Source organism: Micromonospora chalcea (assembly GCF_028768405.1).
Classification (GTDB): Bacteria; Actinomycetota; Actinomycetes; order Mycobacteriales; family Micromonosporaceae; genus Micromonospora; species Micromonospora chalcea.
The window spans coordinates 2,163,564-2,185,035 of record NZ_CP118233.1 but is presented as its reverse complement, the minus strand read 5'-3'; the positions used below and the strand labels follow the sequence as shown (position 1 = coordinate 2,185,035).

The window sequence follows — 21,472 nt, the reverse complement described above, 5'->3', positions numbered from 1 at the left end:
GCGTACCCGAGCAGGAGCGCGCCGACGGTGACGACCGGTGAAGGTCATGTGGGTGTCGGGTACGCCAGGGCGCGCTTGTCCGGCTTGCCGCTCGCCGCCACCGGAACCCGCTCGATGGCCTGGATCGTCTTCGGTGCCGACGAGTCGCCCAGCGCCTCCGTCACCACGGCACGCAGCCGCCCGGCATCGATGTCGTGACCGGCGGCCGGCACCACGTACGCGTGCACCGCCTCCCCGGTGACGTCGTCGGGACGGCCGACGACGTACGCCTCGGCGACCGTGGGATCGGCGGCGAGGACCCGTTCGATCGGGCCCGCGTACACCAGGTTGGCGTGCACGATGATGACGTCCCGGATCCGGCCGAGCAGGTGCAGGTAGCCGTCGCCGTCCAGCCGGGCCAGGTCACGGGTGCGCACCCAGCCGTCGACGAACACGTCGGCGGTCTCGTCCGGGTCGTCCCAGTAGGCGGTGGCCTGCGCCGGTGTCCGCACGAACAGTTCCCCTTCGGTGGCGGGCCGGCCGTCGGCGTCCCGGATGGACAGCGCGGTCACCGCCGGTGGGCGGCCGACCGAGGCGAGCGCGGCCGGGGACGCGAGCATCTCGGCCGGCGTCACCATCGTGATCATCCCGGTCTCGGTCTGGCCGTAGCCGTGGAAGACGACGGGGCCGAGCACGTCGAGCGCCTCGGCCAGCCGGCCCGGTGGGAGTGGGGAGCCGGACACCAGCAGGGCCCGCAGGCTGCTCAGGTCGACCGGATCGGCGCGCTGGTCGCGCACGAGCTGGTACAGCTTGCCCACGGTGATGACGCTGGCGGTCGCCCGGTGCCGGGCGATCATGCCGGGGAAACCCGGGGGCCGGGCCGCGACGAGGGTGCCGCCCGCGGCCAGGGTGAGGATGCCGTACTCCAGCATCACCTGGCTGCTCAGCGAGCCGAAGACCAGGTACCGCTGGAGCCGGGTGGCGAGGTCGGCGACCGCCGGGGGCCACCGGTCCGGGTACGGGGCCCAGGCCGCGCTCATCGCCGCGTACGTCTGCGCGCAGCCCTTCGGGCTGCCGGTGCTGCCGCTGGTCCAGACGATCCGGGCGACGTCGTCCGGGCGACCGGCGGCGATCAGCGGCCTTCCGTCGTCGGGGGTGCCCGCCAACTCGGCGACCCGGGCGTCGTCGACCAGCAGCGTGTTCTCGCCGAGTTGCCAGGCGCGGTGGGCCGGTGTCAGGTCGGGGCGGATTCCGGATACCCGGGCGCCGACCGCGAACGCCGCGATGATCGCCGCGAACGCCTCCGCGGTGACGCCGAGCCGCAGGGCCACCCCGACGCCGGGGCCGGCCCCCGCGGCCCGGAGCCCGGCGGCGATGCGCCGGACCAGCCGGTACATCTGGGCCGTGGTCACGGTCTGGTCGCCGTCCTCGAAGACCGGCCGGTCGTCACCGGTGGCGAGCAGGTCCAGCACGGGCTGCGGCCAGACCTCAGCCGGCATCGGAGAGCACGCCCTTGACGAAGAGCACGAGCGGCTGGTGGTGCACGTCCGGCAGATTCCAGTGGTTCTCCAGGTTCTCCGCGAGGTGGTGCGTCGCGACGACCCGGCCGCCGCGATGGACCCGGACGACCGGGTGCAGGTAGCTGGCGTCGTGCGCGTGCGCGGCGTCGTTCTCGGCGATCCGCGGCACCGTGACGTCGAACGGGTCGACCTGGTCGTGGTCCGGCCCGTACTCCAGGGTGACCACGAACGCGAACGGCTCCGGGCCCAGGCCGCCGTCGTGCACGTACGCGACGGGCACCTCCTCGTGGTAGCGCGCGGTGTCGCCGTCGACGACGACGACGTCGCCGAGGACCGCGAACTGCTGCCACAGCGCGGAGGTGCGGTTGATCCGGGCGATGACCGCGTCGGCGATCGCCTCCGGGGTGGGTTCCAGCGGCGTGGCCGGCCACGGGGTGTCGTGGTGGCGGGCGCCGAGGATGCGGTGCAGGGCCCGCACGCCGTACCGGAAGCCGTGGATGAACCCGTTCGTCGAGCGCTTGAAGTCGCGCTGCTGGGTGAGGGTGCCGGCGAAGTAGAGGCCGGGCACGTTCACCGACTCGTACGCCGGGGTCTGCTCCGGGAAGCGGTCGTTGATGACCAGCCGCGGCCGGGCGGACGGGTCGAAGATGCTCGCGTCGAACCGGAATCCGGTGCAGAGGATGACCCGGTCGTAGTCGATCTGCCGGATCGCCTCGACCGTGCGGGCGTACCGGAAGTCGATCCGGTAGCCGCCGTCGTCGCGCCGGGCGATCCGCTCGACGACGCCGTCGAGGACCGCGTTCTGCGACTTGAGCTGGTACGTGTCGAGGAAGTTGTTGTTCACCGCGCGCAGGTGCCCGACGTAGTGCGACTGCCACGCCAGCTTGATCGAGTGCGGGCCGGCGACGTGGATGACAGCGGCCGTCTCGACCAGGGCGTCAGCGGTCTCGAAGGCCGAGTTGCCCTTGCCGATGATGAGGACGCGCTGGTTCGTGAAGTCGTCCGGGTCGACGCTGACCGTGTCGTACCGCTCGGCGAGCGCGGCGCCCTCGATCGGCGGGACGTACAGCTGGGACACGCCGGTGGCGACGACCACCCGGCGGGCGGTGAGGGTGTCGTCGCCGGTGTCGACGGTGAACAGGTCGCCGTCGCGCGCGATCCGGGTGACCCGGGTGTCGTACCTGACCCGGAGGCCGCGTGCGAAGTCGGCGAGGTAGCGCACCAGGTCGGCCGCGTCCGGGAAGTACCGGCGGCTGTAGTTCTTGAACAGCAGCGCCGGATCGTCGGTGAGCAGCGAGTTCCAGTCCGCGCGCAGGTTGAACTCCGGATCGTCGGACCCGGTCCAGACCTTGTTGATCGAGATGAGTTGCCGGTGCCGGGGGTAGGTGGTGAAGAACGTGCCCGGCGCCGGGCCGGCCTCCAGGACCAGGTAGTCGCGGCCGTCGCGCTCCAGCAGGTGAGCGAGCTGCAACCCGGCCGGTCCGGCTCCGATGATCAGATAGTCGACCGTCATGCGCCGCAACGTAGCGACTCGATCTCAGAGCGTTCTGAGAATTCGTCTCTAGGGTGCGATCGCATGACGACAGAGGTGGACCTCGATGTCCCACTGCGGATCGCCGACCTCCGTGCCGCCCGTGACCCGGTCAAGGTCGTGGTCGGAGCACAGGCCAGGGAGCGCGTCACGGCCGCCCGTACCTTCCTGTCCGCGGTGCTCGGCGACGACCGTGCGGTGTACGGCGCGACCACCGGCTTCGGCGCTCTCGTCGGGTACGCGGGCCGCGCCGACCTGCGCGACCAGGCCGACAACACGCTCGCCCACCTCGGCGCGGGGCAGGGCCCGGAACTCGACCCGGAGGTGGTCCGCGCGACTCTGCTGCTGCGGGCCGCGTCGCTGGCCCGGGGCGCGTCGGGGGTCTCGCCGCACGTCATCGACGCGCTCGCGGCGATGCTCGCGACCACGTTCGTCCCCGCGGTGCCTCGGCTGGGTTCGGTCGGCGCCAGCGGTGACCTGATCCCGCTGGGCGCCGCCGCCCAGGCGTTACGGGGCCGTGGGCACGCCTACCTGGACGGGGTACGGCTACCGGCGGCCGAGGCGCTGCAGCGGGCCGGCCTGGAACCGCTGCCGCTGGACGGGCGGGACGCGCTCGCCCTGGTCAACGGCACGTCGCTGACCACCGCGGCGACGGCGCTGGCGCTGGACGCGGCCCGCTGCGCGCACCGGGCGGTCCAGGTGCTCACCTGCCTGCTCGCCGATCTGCTGGGCAGCGACACGCAGTTCCTCGACGCCCGGCTGCTGGCCGCGTACGGCCATCCGGGCGCGGTCGACGTGGGCGCGCGGATGCGGCGGGTCGGCGCCGGGATCGTCGCGTCCGGGGCGCGCCCGTTGCAGGAGCCGTACAGCATCAGGTGCGCGCCGCAACTGCTCGGCGCGGCCGAGGACGCGCTGCGCTACGTCGACGCCGTCGTCGGGGCCGACCTCGCGAGCGTGACCGACAACCCGCTGTTCTTTCCCGACGAGGACCTCGTCGTGCACGGCGGCAACTTCTTCGGGCAGCCGGCCGCGTTCGCCGCCGACGTGCTGTCGATGGTCGTGGCGCAGGTCGGCAACCTCGCCGAACGGCAACTGGATCTGCTCGTCGACCCGAACCGCAACGGCGGCCTGCCGCCGATGCTGGCCGCCGGCCCGGGACAGCAGCACGGTCTCCAGGGCGTGCAACTGGCGGCGACCGCCCTGATCACCGAGATCCGCCGGGACACCATGCCCGCGAGCATGCAGAGCGTGCCGACCAACCTGCACAACCAGGACGTCGTCCCGCTCGGCACCCAGGCCGCGCTGCGGGCGCTGGACCAGACCCGGCTGCTGCACCTGATCGTCGGATCGCTCGCGGTGGGACTGCGCCAGGCGGCGTACGTCGGCGCGCGTGCGCCGACCGCGCCCGGCTGTGCCGAGGCGCTGGCCGCGGTGGCCGCTGTCGTACCGCCGATCGACCCGGACCGGCCGCTGGACGCCGACGTTCGGCGCGCCGCCGATGTGATCGCCGATTTCTCCGTTTCCTTCTCCTGAGGTGGACGCACATGACGCTTGACTACCTGATCGTCGGAGCCGGACCGGCCGGCCTGCAGCTCGCGGCCCTGCTGGAGGCCGACGGCAAGCGCGACTATCTGGTCCTGGAACAGGCGGGGATACCGGGGGCGTTCTTCGCCACCTTCCCCCGCCACCGGCAACTGATCTCCATCAACAAGCCGCACACCGGCTCCGACGATCCGGAGCTGAACCTGCGGCTGGACTGGAACTCGCTGCTCAGCGACGACCCGGCGCTGCGGTTCACCGGCTACACCGAGCGGTACTTCCCCGACGCCGACGTGATGGTCCGCTACCTGGCCGACTTCGCCGCGAAGACGGGGGCGCGTGTCCGGTACGGCTGCCGCGTGACGTCGGTCGGCAAGGTCGACGGGGTGTTCGAGGTCCGGGCGGGGGAGGAGGTGTTCCGGGCGCGACGGCTCGTCGTCGCCACCGGCGTCTCGCAGCCGTACCGGCCGGAGATCCCGGGCCTGGAACTCGCCGAGCAGTACGCGGAGATGTCCGTCGACCCGCGCGACTACCTGGACCAGAAGGTGCTGATCATCGGCAAGGGGAACTCCGCGTTCGAGACCGCGGACAACCTGATGGAGACCACCACGCTGATCCACGTGGCCGGGCCGAGTTCGATCCGGATGGCCTGGCGCACGCACTACGTGGGACACCTGCGCGCGGTGAACAACAACTTCCTGGACACCTACCAGCTGAAGTCGGCGAACGCGATCCTCGACGGCGACGTCAAGCGCATCGAGCGCGACGGCGACGGCTTCACTGTGACCTTCTCGTTCTCCCGCGCCGACGAGGTGGTCAAGGAGCTGCGGTACGACCGGGTGCTCGCCTGCACCGGGTTCGCCTTCGACGCGTCCATCTTCGACGACACCTGCCGTCCGCAACTCGCCATCCGGGACCGCTTTCCGGCGCAGACCCCGGAGTGGGAGTCGGTGAACGTGCCCGGCCTCTACTTCGCCGGCACGATCAGCCAGGAGCGGGACTTCAAACGCTCGACGAGCGGCTTCATCCACGGTTTCCGGTACGCCGTCCGGGCGCTGCACCGGATCCTGGAGCGGCGGTACGGGGACACGCCGTGGCCGGCGGAGAAGCTGGACGCCACCGGGGAGCTGATCGCCGACGCCGTCGTCGCGCGGGTCAACCGCACCTCCGCGCTGTGGCAGCAGTTCGGTTTCCTCGCCGACGTGGTCACCGTCGCCGGGTCCGACGCGCGCTACCACGAGGAGGTGCCCGTCGAGTACTTCACCGGCACCGGCCTGCGTACTTCCGACCACGACTACGAGCACGCCTTCGTGGTCACCCTGGAGTACGGTCCCGAGCACGACCAGGTGGACCCGTTCGACGTCACCGTCAACCGGGTCGCCCAGGACGTCGCCGGCCAGGCCCACGACGCCGCCTACCTGCATCCGGTCGTCCGCCATCACCGGGCGGGCCGGGTCGTCGCCACCCACCACCTGGCGGAGAACCTGGAGAACCGGTGGGACCGGCCGGAGACCCACGTCGCGCCGCTCGTCGCGTTCGTCGACAGCTGCCTGAGCAGTGCCGAGAGCTGAGATGCGCCCGCTCGACGCGGCGCTGGACGGTCCGGCGCTGAACCTGGCCGAGCTGGCCGCCGACGCGCGGGGCCGCCTGGACCCGGTGCACTGGGACTTCTTCTCCGGCGGAGCCGGCGAGGAACGTACGGTGCGCGCCAACGAGGCGGCCTTCGCCCGGCGCTACCTGGTGCCCCGCGTCCTGCGCGGCGCCGCCCGGCGCGACCTGCGGGTCTCCCTGTTCGGCAGCCGGATCTCGATGCCGGTGCTGATCGCGCCGACCGCGTTCCACCGGCTGGCCCACCCCGAGGGCGAGGTGGCCACCGCCCGCGCCGCCACCGAGGCGGGCACGATCATGGTGGTCAGCATGGCGGCCACCCGCCCGGTCGAGGAGATCGCCGCCGCCGGCGGGCCGCTCTGGTTCCAGCTGTACCCGCAGCCGGACCTCGACTTCACCGCATCGGTGGTACGGCGGGCGGAGGCGGCCGGGTGCAGCGCTCTGGTCGTCACCGTCGACTCGCCCGTGTTCGGCCGGCGCGAACGCGACCTGCGGCACGGCTTCGTCGACCTGCCGGCCGGGCTGAGCTGCGAGAACATGCGCGACGCGACCGGCCGGGTGCGGGACATCGAGATGGACGCCGGGCTGGACTGGGCCCGGATCGCCCGGCTGCGCGAGATCACCGCGCTGCCGATCCTGCTGAAGGGGGTGCTGCATCCGGCGGACGCGGCGCTGGCCGTCTCGTACGGTCTCGACGGTCTGCTGGTCTCCAACCACGGGGGCCGGCAGCTCGACGGCGCGCTGGCCACCCTGGACGCGCTGCCCGCGGTGGTCGAGGCCGTCGGCGGGCGGCTGCCGGTGCTGCTCGACGGCGGTGTCCGCCGGGGCGCCGACGTCCTGGTGGCGCTGGCGCTCGGCGCGAGCGCGGTGCTGGTCGGCCGTCCGGTGCTGTGGGGGCTCGCGGTGGGCGGCGCCGCCGGGGTACGCCACGTGCTCGACCTGCTCCACGCCGACCTCGACCGGACGCTGACGCTGGCCGGCGTCACCGGGCCGGCCGACCTGCGCGACGACCTGGTCGCCACGGTGGCGTGCGGATGAGCGCCCTGATCGTCCTGCTGGTCCTGGCCGGGATCGGGTGGACCGTGCCGTACTGGCTGCCCCGCACCGTGGTCCGGCTGCGGGAGTGGGTGTTCGTCAGAGTCAACGGTGTCGAAGGCGTTCCGGTGCCGGGCCCCGTCGTCGGCATGGAGCACTTCGAGCGGGTGTACGCCGATCCTGCGGCGGACGGACGCAGCCGCGGGGCCGGGCTGTCGGACCTGTTCTGGTACTGGTTGGCGCCCGGACCGCACATGCACCAGGAACATCTGGAGCCGGGGGAGCGCTACCGCACCGTCGCCGCCACGACCCGGCGGGTGCTCGCGGTACGCCGCGAGCGCTGCGACGCTCTCGCCACCGCCGCCACCCGGCGGGTGCTCGATCGGTTGCCGGCCGACCGGACCAGCCACGTCCGGCTGCGCGACCTGATGATGCCGGTCTGGGCCGAGGTCTACTACGAGCTCGTCTTCGGCGAGGCGTGCCCGCCGCACGCGCGGGCGCTGATCGTCGCCAACGCCGACGACGTGGTCAGCGGGCTGAAGTGCACCGGACTGCGGCACATGCGGCGGCGCGAGCGGCTGACCGGGTATCTGCGCGACCGGATCGAGGCGGGCACCTGCCCGGTGACGCTGCCGCCGCCGTTCACCGCCCAGGAGACGGCCTGGTATCTCCAGGGCGCGTTCTTCAACACCGCCGTGGTGCAGATGTCCGAGGCGATGGCGCACGTGCTGCTCGCCCTCGCCACGCACCCCGACGTGCAGCGCGGGCTGGACGGTGACGACGCGCTGGACCGGGTGATCGACGAGACGCTGCGGGTGCACCCGCTCTTCGGCGTCGCGCACCGGATCACCTCGGCGCCGATCGCGCTGCCCACCGGCGTGTCGCTGCCGGCCGGAACGGTGCTGCTCTTCAACTACCTGGCGTTCCACCGCGGTGGGGCCGCCGGTGACGACCGGTTCGACCCGGACCGGTGGTTGACGCTCAAGCGCGGCGACGCGCACTTCATCCCGTACGGGGTCACCGCGAACCGCGCCTGCCCGGCCCGCGGCGTCGCGCCGGTGATGATGCGCGCCGCGACCCGCGAGGTGCTGCGCCGCTACGTGCTGACCTCCTCCGTCTCACACACCCGGTCGCTGCCCAGCCGGGGCCCGGCGTATCTGACACCGGTCGGGAGCCCCCCGCCGGGGCGGCTGCGGCTGGCCGCGATGCGGTCGCGGGACCGGTGGGCCGACGTGGGCCGCAGTATCCGGCAACTGGTGTTCGGCACCTGGATGGTGGTCGACGCCCGCCGGCAGCGGTTGTGCACCGACTACTTCGAGAGGGCTGTCCGATGACACCAACGGAGCTGGCGCCACGGTTCTTCATCGCGGTCACGGTGATCCTGATCTTCTGCAAAGGGGTCGCGTGGCTGCTCGGCAAGGCGGGCCAGCCCGCCGTGGTCAGCGAGATGCTCGCCGGCGTACTGCTCGGCCCGTCGCTGCTCGGGCTCCTCCTGCCGGACGTGCAGAACGCCCTGTTCCCGGCACCCCTGCTCCCGGTCCTCTACATCGTGGGTCAGGTCGGCCTGGTGCTGTTCATGTTCCAGGCCGGGTACGCGTTCAGCAGCCATCGGGTCACCGGGCTCGCCGGCACCGCCGGCGTGATCTCGCTGGCCGGAGTCACCGCGCCGCTGCTGCTGGGGGCGCTGCTGGTGCTGGTGACGGCGGGCGTTGTGCCGATCCAGGCCGACGGGACGTCACTCGGGGTCTCGGCCGCGTTCGTCGGCGTCGCCCTGGCCATCACCGCGTTCCCGATGCTGGCCCGGATCATCACCGAGAAAGGGCACGCCGGCACCCGGCACGGCACGCTCGCCCTGGCCAGCGGCGCGATCGACGACGTGGTCGCCTGGATCATGCTGGCCGCCGTGCTGGCGGTCGCGTCCGGCCGGGCCGGTCCGGCGATCGTCACCGCGGGCGGAGCGGTCCTGTTCGGGCTGGTGCTCTGGTTCGGCGGGCGTACGGCCGCCGCCACGCTGATGACCCACCGGGCCCTCAACGACCGCGCCCGGCTGCTCGGCACCGTCGCCCTGCTGTTCCTGGTCGCCTGGTACACCGACGAGATCGGGCTGTACGCGGTCTTCGGCGCGTTCGCGGTCGGCGTGGTGATGCCCCGCACCGACAACACCGACAAGGTGGTGGACACGCTCACACCGGTCGCCGCGACGCTCTTCCTGCCGTTGTTCTTCACCTACTCGGGCCTGCGTACGGAGTTCGGCCTGCTCGCCTCGCCGCCGGTGCTGTTGTTCGCGCTGGCCTGCGTGACGGCGGCGATCGCCGGCAAGTTCGGCGCCTGCTGGGCGGCGGCCCGGCTGCGGGGTGAGCCGTCGAGCGTCGCGATGCGGGTCGGCGCGCTGATGAACGCCCGTGGCCTGATGCAGCTCATCGCGCTGAACGTCGGGCTGGAGGCGGGCATCGTGAGCCCCGCCCTGTTCACCGTGCTGGTGCTGGTCGCGCTTGTCACCACGCTGATGACGACGCCGGCGCTGAGCTGGATCGAGCGCCGGGAGGCGCGGCAGCCCGACGGCGTACGGACGCCCGCGCTGGCGGTTTCAGATAGTTGAAGAGGCAAGTACTGACGCTTCCATCGTCAACCATCTATGAGATCGTTAACATATGCGGGGCGGAACATCGAACCGGCTGTTGCTGGTCGAGGACGACGCGGATCTGACCGAGATGCTCACCGAGACGCTCGGCCACGAAGGTTACCTGGTCGACCAGGCCTTCGACGGCCAGCGCGGGCTGCATCTCGGGCTGACCCGCCCGTACGACGTGATGGTCATCGACCGGATGCTGCCGGCGCTCGACGGCCTCGACCTGGTCACCCGCCTGCGCGCCCGGGCGGTCCCGGCCCGGACCCTGATGCTCACCGCCCTCGGCACCGTCGACGACCGGATCGCCGGGCTGGACGCGGGCGCCGACGACTACCTGGTCAAACCGTTCGACCTCGACGAACTGAGCGCCCGGGTCCGGGCGCTGTGCCGGCGCCGGCCCGAGCCGACCGACGTGCTGCGCATCGGCGCGGGGCGACTCGACCTGGGACCGCGCGAGGCGGTGCTGCCCGACGGCACCCGGGTGGCGCTGTCCACCCGCGAGTTCGAGCTGCTGCGGGTGCTGGCGGCCCGGCCGAACGCCGTCCATCCGCGAGCCGTGCTGCGCCGCAAGGTCTTCGAGGAGGCTGCCGGCGCATCGATAGTGGACACGTACGTCTACTACCTGCGGCGCAAGCTCGGCCGCGCGGTGGTACGCACCGTGCACGGTCTCGGCTACCGCCTCGGGACCCTCTGATGGAGGCGGTCGAGAAGGCGATCGTCAGACGGGCCCGGCTACGGATCGGCCTGCTCGTCGGCCTCACCATCGGCGGCCTGCTCCTGCTGGCCGGTGGCATCTCCTACGCGGTCCTGGTCCGCGGCCAGGAGGCGCAGATCCAGCGTGAGCTGGCGTGGGGCACGGAACACGGGACGATCGCCGGGCCGCCCGCATGCAGTTGGATCTTCCGGTACGACGGCGCCACCGTGCGCACCGGCGCGAACCCGCCGCCACCGGGCTTCCCGTTGCACGACACGCTGGCCACCGTGGCGGCGAACCGGACCACCGAGATCACCACCGTCGCGCGTAACGGCACCACGTACCACGTACGCACCGAGGCGCGCGGCGACACCGTCGTCCAGGCGGTGTTCGACGCCCGCTTCCAGCTCTCCGACCGCCGGCACCTCCTGCTCGCGTTCAGTCTCGCGGCTGCGGCCGGGCTGCTCGCCGCCGTGCTCACCGGTGTGCTCGTCGGCCGCCGTGCCGTCGCGCCGCTCGCGGAGGCGCTGACCCGGCAGCGCCGCTTCGTCGCGGACGCCAGCCACGAGCTGAGGACGCCGATCGCCCAGGTGCACACCCGGGCCCAGCTGATCGCGCGCCGGGCACGCAACGACGGCGCCGCCACGAACCTGGACGACCTGGAACGGCTGATCGGCACCACGCGCCGGCTCGGCGAGATCGTCGACGACCTGCTGCTCTCCGCCCGGCTCGCCGCCGCGCCCGCCGACCGGGAGCCGGACCCGCCGGTCGACCTCACCGCGCTGATCGGTACGACAGTCGCCGCCGAGGGTGACCGGGCAGCCGAGCGCCAGGTCACGCTCGTCCTGGACGTCCCGGGTGACCCGCTGCCGGTGCCGGGTGTCGAGTCGGCCCTGCGCCGGGTCGTCGGCGAACTGCTGGCGAACGCGCTCGCCCACACCCCCGCGGGAGGCCGGATCACCGTGACGCTGCGGGCGGTGGACAACGCCGCGGAGTTCGTGATCGCCGACACCGGCAAGGGCTTCGACCAGGCGGACGCCCGGCGGATCTTCGACCGGTTCCACCGTGGCGCGGGCGCCGGGGACCGCCGCTTCGGCCTGGGACTGGCGCTGCTTCAGGAGGTCGTCACGAGCCACCACGGCACAATCGAGGCGGAGGGTCATCCGGGCCGGGGAGCCCGCTTCACGGTGCGCCTTCCCACGGCGGGATCGTCGGCTACCACGGGTCGGGCCGCGCGGATCAGGAACCTTCGGATGTGGCAGCTCGGCGCCGGTACGTGATCGCCGGACGGGACGGATTGCCACACCGGGACGCCGCGTGGTCGCTCCGAGCGCACTGGCCGCCAGTGCGCTCGGAGCGACGGATGAGATCGCCGGTGCGAACCCGGGCATCCCCCGGCCCGCGGTGCCGGGTCAGATGCCGAGCGACCTCCGAGTGGCCCGCACCGTGTCGGACAGTTCCTCGTAGCAGTCGAATCCCCGCTCGATGCAGTCCATGTCGACCCCGCATTCGCGCTGCCGCGCCCGCAGCAGTGACTCGTCCGCCACATACACCGGAAAGGTCAGGAAATCGACGTCGGGAACCCGTTCCCGGAGCACGGCTACCTCGTCCTGCCCGTCTTCCCTGACCTGGAGCCAGCCGTTGAGGTCATCGTGGACGACCGCGCCGGCGGCGATCCCCTTCGTCCAGCCGGTGAAGAGCGCGGCGAGGCTGGTGGCGGCACGAGCCGAACCCCAGACGTCGGGGGTGAACTCGTAACGCCAGATCTCGCCCTCGTACTCGCCGGCGAGCACGAACGTGTAGACCAGATGCTCGAAGTTGAACAAGCGCACCTGGTGCCGCCACGGGAACGGCGTGCCGATCGAGATGGCCAGGGTGTCGAGTTCCTCGCCCCCGTCGGCCGGCCACGGCATGATCCAGCCGCCGTTGGGAAGCAGCCGCCGGGGCGGCCAGTTCTGTGACTGGAACCAGGTCAGCTGCTCCGCGACGTGGTCCACGCCGAAGATGCGGTAGACCGAGCCGGGCGGCTGCCCGGCGGGCGCCTCGGCGTGCTCGGGCCAGTCGAGGCCGGCCGCGGTCGCCGCCGCACGGTACTCCGCGACGGCGTCACGCAGTACGCGCATGTCGTCGAGCATCAGGGAGCCGCCGCCGGCTTGGGGCTCATGCACATGCTGGCCCCGCCCTCACTGACCCGGAACCCGAAGCTCGGCCCGTTCGCCGCGACCCACGGCTTCACCGGCAGCACGATGAACCGCTCTCCGTCGGCGACCTCGCACTTGCGGAAGAACGCCGACATCTCGGTGCCCTGCGGGCTCGACTCCGACGGTGGAACCGGCTTCAGGGAAGCGCGCTCGCCCGACAGGTTCACCGCCTGGTTGGTCACCCAGAACGGGAACTCGTCGCACACGGTTCCCGGCGCGCGCCCGGTGCACTCGTTCGGCGTGAAATGGGTGTTGAACCACCGGCGTGGATAGCCGGCGTCGATGGCGGCCCGACCGCCCTGGCTGCGAGCCGGGTAGAACCACTGGGCCCGCGTCGGTGGCTGCGGATATCCACCGTCACCCATCGCCGTCACGATGTGGGTCCCGGTCTCCTTCATGGGCCGGAGGTCGTAGGACACGCCACCGGGGACGTAGACGGCGAAGCCGTTGTCGCAGCCGGCCGTACCCTGGGTGCCACGCTGGGCGGTGCACGCCGCATCGATGATCCGCTTGAGCCGGCCGTCCTCGGCGTTGGTCCAGGCGAAGGGAATGCCGTCCCGGTCGGCCACCAGCTTCGTCGTCTTGATCACCTCCGCGTAGATCTTCAAGCTGTTGTACCACTCGCCCTCGTCCGCGCCCCAGTTCTCGAACGTGTCGAAGTCGGTGTCGTGGCGGATCGGGTACTCGAGGATGCCGTGGATGCCGATCTGACCGGGGAAGAGGATCTCGAGCAGCGCCCAGAGCGCGAGTCCGATGCCGATTCCCGAGAGAGCGACGACGACCCAGGAGGTGCCGACGGCGGCAGCGGGCGCGACTGCGACGAGCCGGACGGCCTGCGCGGCAGGCGCCAGCACGAGCGTGCACGTGGTGGTGTTCTGGGCGCACCAGGTGATCGGCATCGTCGCATTGCCCGGATCGAACAGCGTCGAGACGCGACCGGGGACCGGGTCCACCGAGGAGATCACCGGGCCACGGCCGGGCGGTGCCGCCGAGAAGAGAAGCTGGGTGAGGCTGTCCGCGCAGTTGACGAGCTTCTCCCCGGACGGCGGTAGGAAGGCGTCCAGGCAGCTGTCGTTCGAGACGGTGTAGCAGCCCGGGAACAGCTCCGTGCTGCCGGCCGGCACCGTGACACTGGTACGCGAGTCCGCAGCGAGGTAGAAGTCTCCGCCGCTCCCGGCGCACTGAGAGCCTTCGCTTGCCGCCTGCTGGGTGGCGGCGGGAGACACCTCGTCCGTATTGATCATGGTGGTGAAGTCGGCGGAGATCTCACGGGCCACCGTGCGGTCGGCGCGTAGCGCCTCGACCCGGAACGTGTACGGCGTGTACTCCTCCAGGGGGCCGATCGGAAGGACGATGCTGTTCCCCGCCGTGCACGGGTTCGCCGGATTGCCGTCGGCGTCCTGGCAGAAGTGGGTCAGCGAGAACTCGTCGTACAACTGGCCGTCGAGGTAGGCGCGGTAGCTGGTCTCGGTTGCGGGGTCGGGATGCCATGTTGCCGTGGCGGCACCCTGCTCCGGGTCGAGGACCAGGTCGGCGTCGGGATCCGGTGGCGGCGGGGCGGCGGCCGTCGTGAAGGACGCCGTGGCGCGGGTCGCGGACTTGTTGCCGGCCAGGTCGACGGCGACCACGGAAACCGTGTGGTTGGTGGACGGCGACAGCCCGGTGATGGAGTACGACCGGGTGCCGATGGTGGTCCGGTGCGGGGTTCCGCCGTCGACGGTGATCTCGTACCCGGCAAGGCCGTAGTTGTCCGTGGCCTCGCCCCAGGTCGCCTTGGCCGTGGTCGCCGTGATCGCGCCGACGGTCAGGTCCGGGACGGCGCTCGGCGGGAGCAGGTCCACCACGGTGACGGACCGCAGGATCCGGGCGTAGCGTCCGGGTTCGCGTTCGGCGCGGGCGCACACCTCGTTCTCGCCCAGTTCCGCCGGGCGAAGACTGGCGGTCCACGACGCCGACCAGTCCGACACACCGGCCGGCGGCGGCCCGAGGGTGATGTCGGTGGTGGTCAGCCGGCCGACCGAGACGTCGACCATGGTGGCGTTCTTGTGCAGGAAGCCGCTGAGAGCGATCTTCCCGTGCTCGTCGACCGCGACCTCGGTCCCGGTCGTCGGCCCTTCGAGCCGGATGGAGGCGTGGTTGACGTCCTCCGGCACCGACGGGTCCGCGCACGCGGGAAGTTGCTCGGCCGGAGTCGCCTCGGCAGCCGGCTGGCTCACCAGGCCGACGGGGAGGATGAGCGAGACGGCGAGCGCCGTAGCTCGTAAGAATCTGCTGAAATGCCTGTCGTGCCCATGGTTGGCCATGCCTACCCCCGTATGAATGACGCCAATCAATGGTTGGGCGGACATTAGCAAGGCGCGGTCCATCGTGGTGGCCCCCTCGTCGCCCGGTCGCACCAGGCGACGTGGCCGGAGCGGAGGTCACTAATCGGTTGCCCGTCGCGGTGAGGGCTGCCTAGATTGCCGATCATGCACGACATCGACGGGCGTTCCGGATGAGCAGCCGTCTCCGCGAGATCGCCCGGCAGACGGTCGCGATCGCCGAGTCGGGGCGCTACCGCAACAATGCCGGCGAGGACATCACGATCGAAGCGGCGGTACGCGCCGCGGTCGACGGCACCCGTGAGCACCTGCCGGACGAGGCCCTCCACCTGGACGGCGCGAAGCCCGGCGCCGACACCGTCGAGGTGACGTACGAGTCGACGTTGCAGGCGGCCCGCCGGCTCGGACCCGGCGCGGCGTGTCTGGTGTTCGCGTCGGCGAAGAACCCGGGTGGCGGGTTCCTGGGCGGGGCGAAGGCGCAGGAGGAGAGCATCGCCCGCTCGTCGGCGCTGTATCCCTGTCTGCTCGCCGCCCCGGACTTCTATGCCTTCCACCGGGGGCAACGGGATCTGCGCTACAGCGACCGCGTCGTCTACTCCCCGGGCGTGCCGGTGTTCCGTGACGACAAGGGGAACCTGCTCGACCGGCCGTACACGACGTCCTTCCTGACCGCGGCGGCGCCGAACCTGGGCGCGATCGTGCGCAACCAGCCGGAGCGCGCGCCGGACGTGCCGGCGGTGCTGGGCCGGCGGGCCCGGCGGGTGCTGGAGGTGGCGGCCGCGCACGGGCATCGGACAGTGGTGCTGGGCGCGTGGGGGTGCGGGGTGTTCCGCAACGACCCGGCCGTGGTGGCCGGCGCGTTCGCCGACGCGCTCCGGGTGGTCGACCGGTTCGACCTGGTGGTGTTCGCCGTGCGCGACGGGCTGCCGGGCACGCCGGTGTACCGCACGTTCGCGGAGCGCTTTCGGTAGGTTCATCGCATGAGTGAGGACACGCTCCGGTCGGTGGAGATCGAGCGCACCAGCGTGGGCAGGTACGTCGTGCGCAACGCCCGTGGCGGCGAGCTGTCGATGGGTACGGGGGAGGACGCGACCTTCACGCCCGTGGAACTGCTGCTGGCGGCGCTCGGCGGCTGCACCGCCGTCGACGTCGACCTGGTGACCAGCCGGCGCGCCGAACCGACCCGGTTCGCCGTCACGGTGAGCGGTGACAAGATCCGCGACCCGGAGACCGGCAACCGGATGGAGAACCTCACCGTCACCTTCGCGGTGGCGTTTCCGGCCGGCGCGGACGGTGACCGGGCCCGCGAGGCGCTGCCCCGATCTCTGCGGCAGTCACACGACCGGCTCTGCACCGTGTCCCGCACGGTGGAGCTGGGCACCCCCGTCACCATGGTGGACGCGAGCGACAGGGGCCCGGCCGAGCCTCGGTGACCGCCGGAGGCCCGGTGCCACCCGGGCCGATCCGCCAGGTCTGTTAACGCTAACCAATGCCGAGGCAGTGTCCCGGCATGTGTCGCCATCCGGCCACAGAAAAGCCTTCGGGAAGCTTCGACCCCTCGATTACCTTGACAGCCGTCTATGTTATCGAAAACATGACTGGTAACCCGGACGTAACGCCGCTGCCATGATCGCTCGCCCCGTCTCGTGATCTCGGGAGCGGAAGCGACCAAGCGCGGGAGGTTTCGGTGGCACGGACCGCTCAGACGACGCGGACGGTTGCGGTGGTGGTCTCGGCGACCCTGGCACTCGGCGCGGGGGCGCTGGCCGGGGTGCCGCCCGCGTCGGCGGCGACGGTGGACACGACCGCGTCGTACGTGTTCGTGAACCGGCACAGCGGCAAGGCGATGGACCTGTACGACTGGTCGACGGCGGAGAACGCGCCGGTGAACCAGTGGACGCGCAACGACCTCGCGGTGCAGCAGTGGCAGTTCGTGGACGCCGGTGGCGGCTTCTACATGGTGCGGTCGCGGCACAGCGGGAAGGTGCTGGAGCTGCCGAGCGGCAGCGACGGCACCCAGCTGGTGCAGTCCACCGACAGGTCGTCGGCCACGCAGCAGTTCCGGTTGCAGGACTCCGCGGGCGGGTTCGTGCGGTTCGTGAACCGCCAGTGGAACAAGGTGATCGACGTGTGGGGCTGGTCGACCGCCGACGGCGGCCGGCTGGCCGGCTACTCCGACCTGGACGGCGGCAACCAGCAGTGGCAGCTGATCCGCCTGGGCGGCGGGACGCCGACCACCCCGGCACCCACCACCCCGGCACCCACCACTCCGGTACCCACCACTCCGGCGCCGGCGTATCCGCAGCCCGGCCGGGTCACCGGCGACATCGGCGTGCACGACCCGACGGTGGTCAGACGACCCGACGGCACCTACCTCGTCGCGCACACCGGTGACGACATCGCGTTGAAGACCTCCACCGACCGGGTGGCCTTCCGCAACGCGGGCACCGTCTTCCCCGGTGGCGCGCCGTGGACCACCACGTACACGGGTGGCGCGCGCAACCTCTGGGCGCCCGACCTGTCGTACCGCAACGGGCGCTATCACCTGTACTACTCGGCGTCGACCTTCGGCTCCAACCGTTCGGCGATCTTCCTGGCCACCAGCGCCACCGGAGCCTCCGGGAGCTGGACCAACGAGGGGCTGGTCGTCGAGTCGCGGACCACCGACGACTTCAACGCCATCGACCCGAACCTCACCGTCGACGACCAGGGCCGCTGGTGGCTCACCTTCGGCTCGTTCTGGTCCGGCATCAAGATGATCCCGATCGACCCGGCCACCGGGCGCCGGCTCGGCACCGCCATGTACGGTCTCGCGAACTACGGCCCCGGCATCGAGGCGCCGGTCCTGGTCAAGCGCGGCGCCTGGTACTACCTGTACGTCTCGTTCGACAGATGCTGCCAGGGCGCCGCCAGCACGTACCGGATCATGGTCGGCCGTTCGGCGAGCCCGACCGGGCCGTTCCTGGACCGCGCCGGCCGGGACATGCTCGCCGGAGGCGGCACCCAGATCCTCGCCTCGCACGGCAGCGTGCACGGGCCCGGCCACCAGGCGGTCCTCGCCGACACCGACGGCGACGTCCTCTTCTACCACTACTACGCCGACAACGGCGCGTCGCTGCTCGGCGTCAACCGCATCGGCTACGACGCCGACGCCTGGCCCTACGTCTACTGACCCGGGACCACCGATACCTGGCCCACCTGGGAGGGCACATGCCGCTTCGACACCTGCTCCGCACGGCCCACCGGGCCGGCGCGGCGCCCGCACGCCGTCGCCTGCGGCCGATGCTGGCCGCGGCGCTCGCGGCGATCGCCGTGACCGCCGGCCTGCCGGTGGCCGGACCCGCGCAGGCCGCACCGGCGGTGAGCTACACCAACCCGCTGGTCAACCAGCGTGCCGATCCGCACATCGTCAAGCACAGCGACGGCTACTACTACATGACCGCGACGGTGCCGGAGTACGACCGGATCGTGCTCCGGCGGGCCACCACCCTCCAGGGACTGGCCGGCGCCGCGGAGACGACGATCTGGCGCCGGCACACCAGCGGAGAGATGGGCGCCCATATCTGGGCGCCGGAGATCCACTTCATAAACGGCAGGTGGTACGTCTACTTCGCCGCCGGACGCACCGACGACGTGTGGCGGATCCGGATGTACGTGCTGGAGAACGCGAGCGCGAACCCGCTGTCCGGCTCGTGGACCGAACGCGGCCGGATCACCACGCCGTGGGACACGTTCAGCCTGGACGCCTCCACGTTCGTCGTGAACGGGGTGCGGTACCTGACCTGGGCCCAGCAGGAACCCGGCATCTCCACCAACTCCAACGTCTACCTCGCCCGGATGGGCGCCAACCCGTGGCAGATCACCGGCACGGTGACCCGGCTGGTGGTGCCGACGTACGACTGGGAGACCCGGGGTTACCGGGTGGCCGAGGGCCCGACGGTGATCCAGCGCAACGGCCGGGTGTTCCTCACCTACTCGGCGAGCGCCACCGACGCCAACTACTGCCTCGGCATGCTGACCGCGTCCGCCGGCGCGAACCTGCTCGACGCCGCCGCCTGGAGCAAGAGCCCGACCCCGGTGTTCGCCAGCAGCGTCGCCACCGGCCAGTACGGCCCCGGACACAACTCCTTCACCGTCTCCGAGGACGGGCAGAGCGACATCCTGGTCTACCACGACCGCAACTACCGGGACATCAGCGGCGACCCGCTCAACGACCCGAACCGGCGGACCCGGATCCAGAAGCTGTACTGGAACGCCGACGGCACCCCGAACTTCGGCATCCCCGTGCCCGACGGGGCCACCCCGGTCCGGCTGCGGTCACACGACCTGACGACGAGCTACGTCCGGCACTACGACTACCGCGCCCGCGTCGAGCCGAACGTGACGAAGCTGGCCGACTCGCAGTTCCGCATCCTCCCCGGCCTCGCCGGCGGCGGATCGGTGTCGCTGGAGTCCACGAACTTCCCCGGCTACTACCTGAGGCACCGCGCGTTCGCCCTCTACGTCGAACGCGACGACGGCTCCACCCTGTTCGACAACGACGCGAGCTTCCAGCGCCGTCCCGGCCTGGCCGCGCCCGAGGCGCTCTCGCTGGAGTCGCAGAACTACAGCGGCCGGTACGTCCGCCACCGCGACGGACTGCTCCAGCTCGAAGCGGTGGACACCAGCGCCGACCGGGCCACTGCCACCTTCCACCTGGAGTAGCCGCCCGCAAACCGGCGTACCCCCTTTGGAGGTCCACGATGCTCAACCCCGCAGTGACGTCGCCGCCCGGTGCCCGACGGCCCCGGCGGGCCGGCCTGGTGCTGGCTCTGGTGGCGGCGGTGGCCGGCGCGATCGGCGTGGCGGTGGTGGCCGCGCCGCCGGCGCAGGCCGCGACCATCGACACCAGCGCCTGGTACGTGCTGGTCAACCGCAACAGCGGCAAGGTCCTCGACGTCCGGGACACCTCGACCGCCGACGGCGCGGTGATCCAGCAATGGTCCCGCAACGACGGCGCGTGGCAGCAGTTCCAGTTCGTCTCCTCCGGCAGCGGCTACTACCGCCTGCGAGCCCGCCACAGCGGCAAGGTGATCGACCTGTGGGAGTGGAACACCGCCGACGGCGCCGAGTACCGGCAGTGGCCCGACCTCAACGGCACGAACCAGCAGTTCCGGGTCCTCGACTCGGACAGCGGCTACATCCGTCTGATCAACAGGCACTCCAGCAAGGCCCTGGAGGTCTGGGAGCGGTCGACCGCCGACGGCGCCCGGATCAGCCAGTACACCGACCTCAACGGCGCCAACCAGCAGTGGCAACTGGTCCCGATCGGTACCGGCACACCCACCACGCCGCCACCGGCCACCGGGTGCGGCAGCGGCTCGTACCAGGCCGAGGCCGTGTTGAACGGTGGAACCTGGACGGCCCGCAACGGATCGTCGACCGTGTACACCGGCTCGGACATGCTCGCCGCGATGCAGGCGGCGGTGAACTCGCTGACGCCGGGACGGACCGCGAAGCAGCGGGTGGTGGTGCGCGGCTCCGGCTCGATGAGCGCGGGCTCGCGGTTGTCGCTGCCGTCGTACACGACGCTGGCGGTCTGCGGCACGATCAACGTGACCGGCTCGGGGTCGGGCGACTACGCGCCGGTCTACTCCCGCGGCACCACCGACGTCGAGGTGCAGAACCTGACGCTCACCGGTGCTCCGCTGTACGGGATCTTCATGCGCAACGTGAACAACCTGACGCTCGGGCAGATCGACATGCGGCTGTCCGGCGGCCTGGGCGTGCGGATCGACAACCACGGTGGCGACCGGGCGGTCAAGGTGCGCAACGTGCGCATCGACACCGTGTACGTGTCGGGGACCGGCGCGCACGGCGTCGAGACGTACGGCGTCGACGGCCTGACGATCGGCACCGTCACCGCGCGCAACACCGGATACTCCGGTCTGCTGCTCAACGACACGATCAACGCCACAGTGGGCACCGTCGACGCGCAGGGCGCCGGCACCGGAACCGGCTACGCGGCGTTCCGGATGGCCAACCGCAACGGCCGGATCGGCAGCTCGTACCCGACGAACATCCGGGTCGGCACCGTGATCGCGTCCGGTGGCGGCCGGGGGATCTTCTGCGTGTCGGAGTCCGGCGGCGCGGTCGTCGACCGGGTGACGATCTCCAACACCGGCAACAACTCGATCCTCGTGGAGAACTGCTACAACGTCACGATCGCCGGGGTGTCCGGCACGGTGACCGGCGGCGGCGAGGTGCGCATCGCCTCCCGGACCGAGTTCCCGATCTCCTCGGGCATCCGCTTCCAGAACCTCACCGTCACCAACACCAACATCACCCAGAGTCCCTGCGGCGGAGCGAACAACACGATCAGCAACGTCACGCGGGTCAACTCGACGCTGACCTGGTGTTGAGCGCCGCAGGCGCA

The 21,472-nt window shown here is 71.5% G+C and carries 16 protein-coding genes; 12 read left to right on the top strand and 4 right to left on the bottom strand.

The genetic code is table 11. From position 1 onward, the window contains the following. Positions 1-44: 44 nt before the first annotated feature. Both PVK74_RS09890 and PVK74_RS09885 read right to left on the bottom strand, forming a co-directional pair. Positions 45-1,478 carry a class I adenylate-forming enzyme family protein gene (locus tag PVK74_RS09890; RefSeq protein WP_274478902.1) on the bottom strand — a complete coding sequence of 478 codons (1,434 nt, stop codon included), beginning with the start codon at positions 1,476-1,478 and terminating at the stop codon, positions 45-47. Further along, entirely contained in the window at positions 1,468-3,012 is a 1,545-nt protein-coding gene (locus PVK74_RS09885; RefSeq protein WP_043322960.1) for an NAD(P)-binding domain-containing protein, read from the bottom strand. The genes PVK74_RS09890 and PVK74_RS09885 overlap by 11 nt, the downstream gene beginning before the upstream one ends. Before the next feature lie 63 nt (positions 3,013-3,075). Between PVK74_RS09885 and PVK74_RS09880 the strand changes: the two genes are divergently transcribed. Genes PVK74_RS09880 through PVK74_RS09850 form a run of 7 tightly spaced genes read left to right on the top strand, consistent with a single transcriptional unit; the run spans position 3,076 to position 11,815 of the window. Beyond that, entirely contained in the window at positions 3,076-4,563 is a 1,488-nt protein-coding gene (locus PVK74_RS09880; RefSeq protein ID WP_043322962.1) for an HAL/PAL/TAL family ammonia-lyase, read from the top strand. Between the two features lie 11 nt (positions 4,564-4,574). Then, complete coding sequence (locus tag PVK74_RS09875; RefSeq protein WP_209962447.1) at positions 4,575-6,140, top strand: NAD(P)-binding domain-containing protein; 1,566 nt, start codon at positions 4,575-4,577, stop codon at positions 6,138-6,140. A 1-nt stretch (position 6,141) separates the two neighbouring features. Next, the gene (locus tag PVK74_RS09870) at positions 6,142-7,215 is read left to right on the top strand and encodes an alpha-hydroxy acid oxidase (protein WP_064445489.1); all 1,074 of its coding nucleotides are present in this window, start codon (positions 6,142-6,144) and stop codon (positions 7,213-7,215) included. Continuing rightward, a complete protein-coding gene (locus tag PVK74_RS09865; RefSeq protein ID WP_166456168.1) occupies positions 7,212-8,546 on the top strand; it encodes a cytochrome P450 in 1,335 nt (444 codons plus the stop codon). Before PVK74_RS09870 ends, PVK74_RS09865 begins: the two co-directional genes overlap by 4 nt. Then, positions 8,543-9,811: a cation:proton antiporter gene (locus tag PVK74_RS09860; protein WP_064445490.1), complete on the top strand. Its 1,269-nt coding sequence runs from the start codon at positions 8,543-8,545 to the stop codon at positions 9,809-9,811. Before PVK74_RS09865 ends, PVK74_RS09860 begins: the two co-directional genes overlap by 4 nt. Positions 9,812-9,863: 52 nt before the next feature. Then, positions 9,864-10,535 carry a response regulator transcription factor gene (locus PVK74_RS09855; protein ID WP_104112254.1) on the top strand — a complete coding sequence of 224 codons (672 nt, stop codon included), beginning with the start codon at positions 9,864-9,866 and terminating at the stop codon, positions 10,533-10,535. Next, on the top strand, positions 10,535-11,815 hold the full coding sequence (locus PVK74_RS09850) for a sensor histidine kinase (protein WP_166456169.1): 1,281 nt from the start codon (positions 10,535-10,537) through the stop codon (positions 11,813-11,815). The genes PVK74_RS09855 and PVK74_RS09850 overlap by 1 nt, the downstream gene beginning before the upstream one ends. A gap of 132 nt (positions 11,816-11,947) precedes the next feature. Here PVK74_RS09850 and PVK74_RS09845 read toward each other — a convergent pair whose 3' ends face one another. Beyond that, positions 11,948-12,658 (bottom strand): hypothetical protein, encoded by a 711-nt coding sequence (locus tag PVK74_RS09845; RefSeq protein WP_233607837.1) that lies wholly within the window; start codon positions 12,656-12,658, stop codon positions 11,948-11,950. An 11-nt stretch (positions 12,659-12,669) separates the two neighbouring features. Continuing rightward, positions 12,670-15,102: a NucA/NucB deoxyribonuclease domain-containing protein gene (locus PVK74_RS09840; RefSeq protein WP_274478900.1), complete on the bottom strand. Its 2,433-nt coding sequence runs from the start codon at positions 15,100-15,102 to the stop codon at positions 12,670-12,672. Between the two features lie 128 nt (positions 15,103-15,230). On the opposite strand from PVK74_RS09840, the gene PVK74_RS09835 reads away from it, so the two are divergent. The 5 genes from PVK74_RS09835 to PVK74_RS09815 all read left to right on the top strand — a co-directional run bounded on the left by PVK74_RS09835 (position 15,231) and on the right by PVK74_RS09815 (position 21,458). Beyond that, the gene (locus PVK74_RS09835; RefSeq protein WP_043322967.1) at positions 15,231-16,028 is read left to right on the top strand and encodes a TIGR02452 family protein; all 798 of its coding nucleotides are present in this window, start codon (positions 15,231-15,233) and stop codon (positions 16,026-16,028) included. A gap of 9 nt (positions 16,029-16,037) precedes the next feature. Beyond that, positions 16,038-16,490 carry an OsmC family protein gene (locus PVK74_RS09830; protein ID WP_043322969.1) on the top strand — a complete coding sequence of 151 codons (453 nt, stop codon included), beginning with the start codon at positions 16,038-16,040 and terminating at the stop codon, positions 16,488-16,490. Between the two features lie 254 nt (positions 16,491-16,744). Beyond that, the gene (locus PVK74_RS09825) at positions 16,745-18,229 is read left to right on the top strand and encodes a family 43 glycosylhydrolase (protein WP_274478898.1); all 1,485 of its coding nucleotides are present in this window, start codon (positions 16,745-16,747) and stop codon (positions 18,227-18,229) included. 38 nt (positions 18,230-18,267) lie between these two features. Next, positions 18,268-19,761, top strand: a complete 1,494-nt coding sequence (locus tag PVK74_RS09820) for a family 43 glycosylhydrolase (RefSeq protein ID WP_274478897.1) — start codon at positions 18,268-18,270, stop codon at positions 19,759-19,761. Between the two features lie 38 nt (positions 19,762-19,799). Continuing rightward, a complete protein-coding gene (locus tag PVK74_RS09815) occupies positions 19,800-21,458 on the top strand; it encodes an RICIN domain-containing protein (protein WP_274478896.1) in 1,659 nt (552 codons plus the stop codon). Positions 21,459-21,472 lie beyond the last annotated feature (14 nt).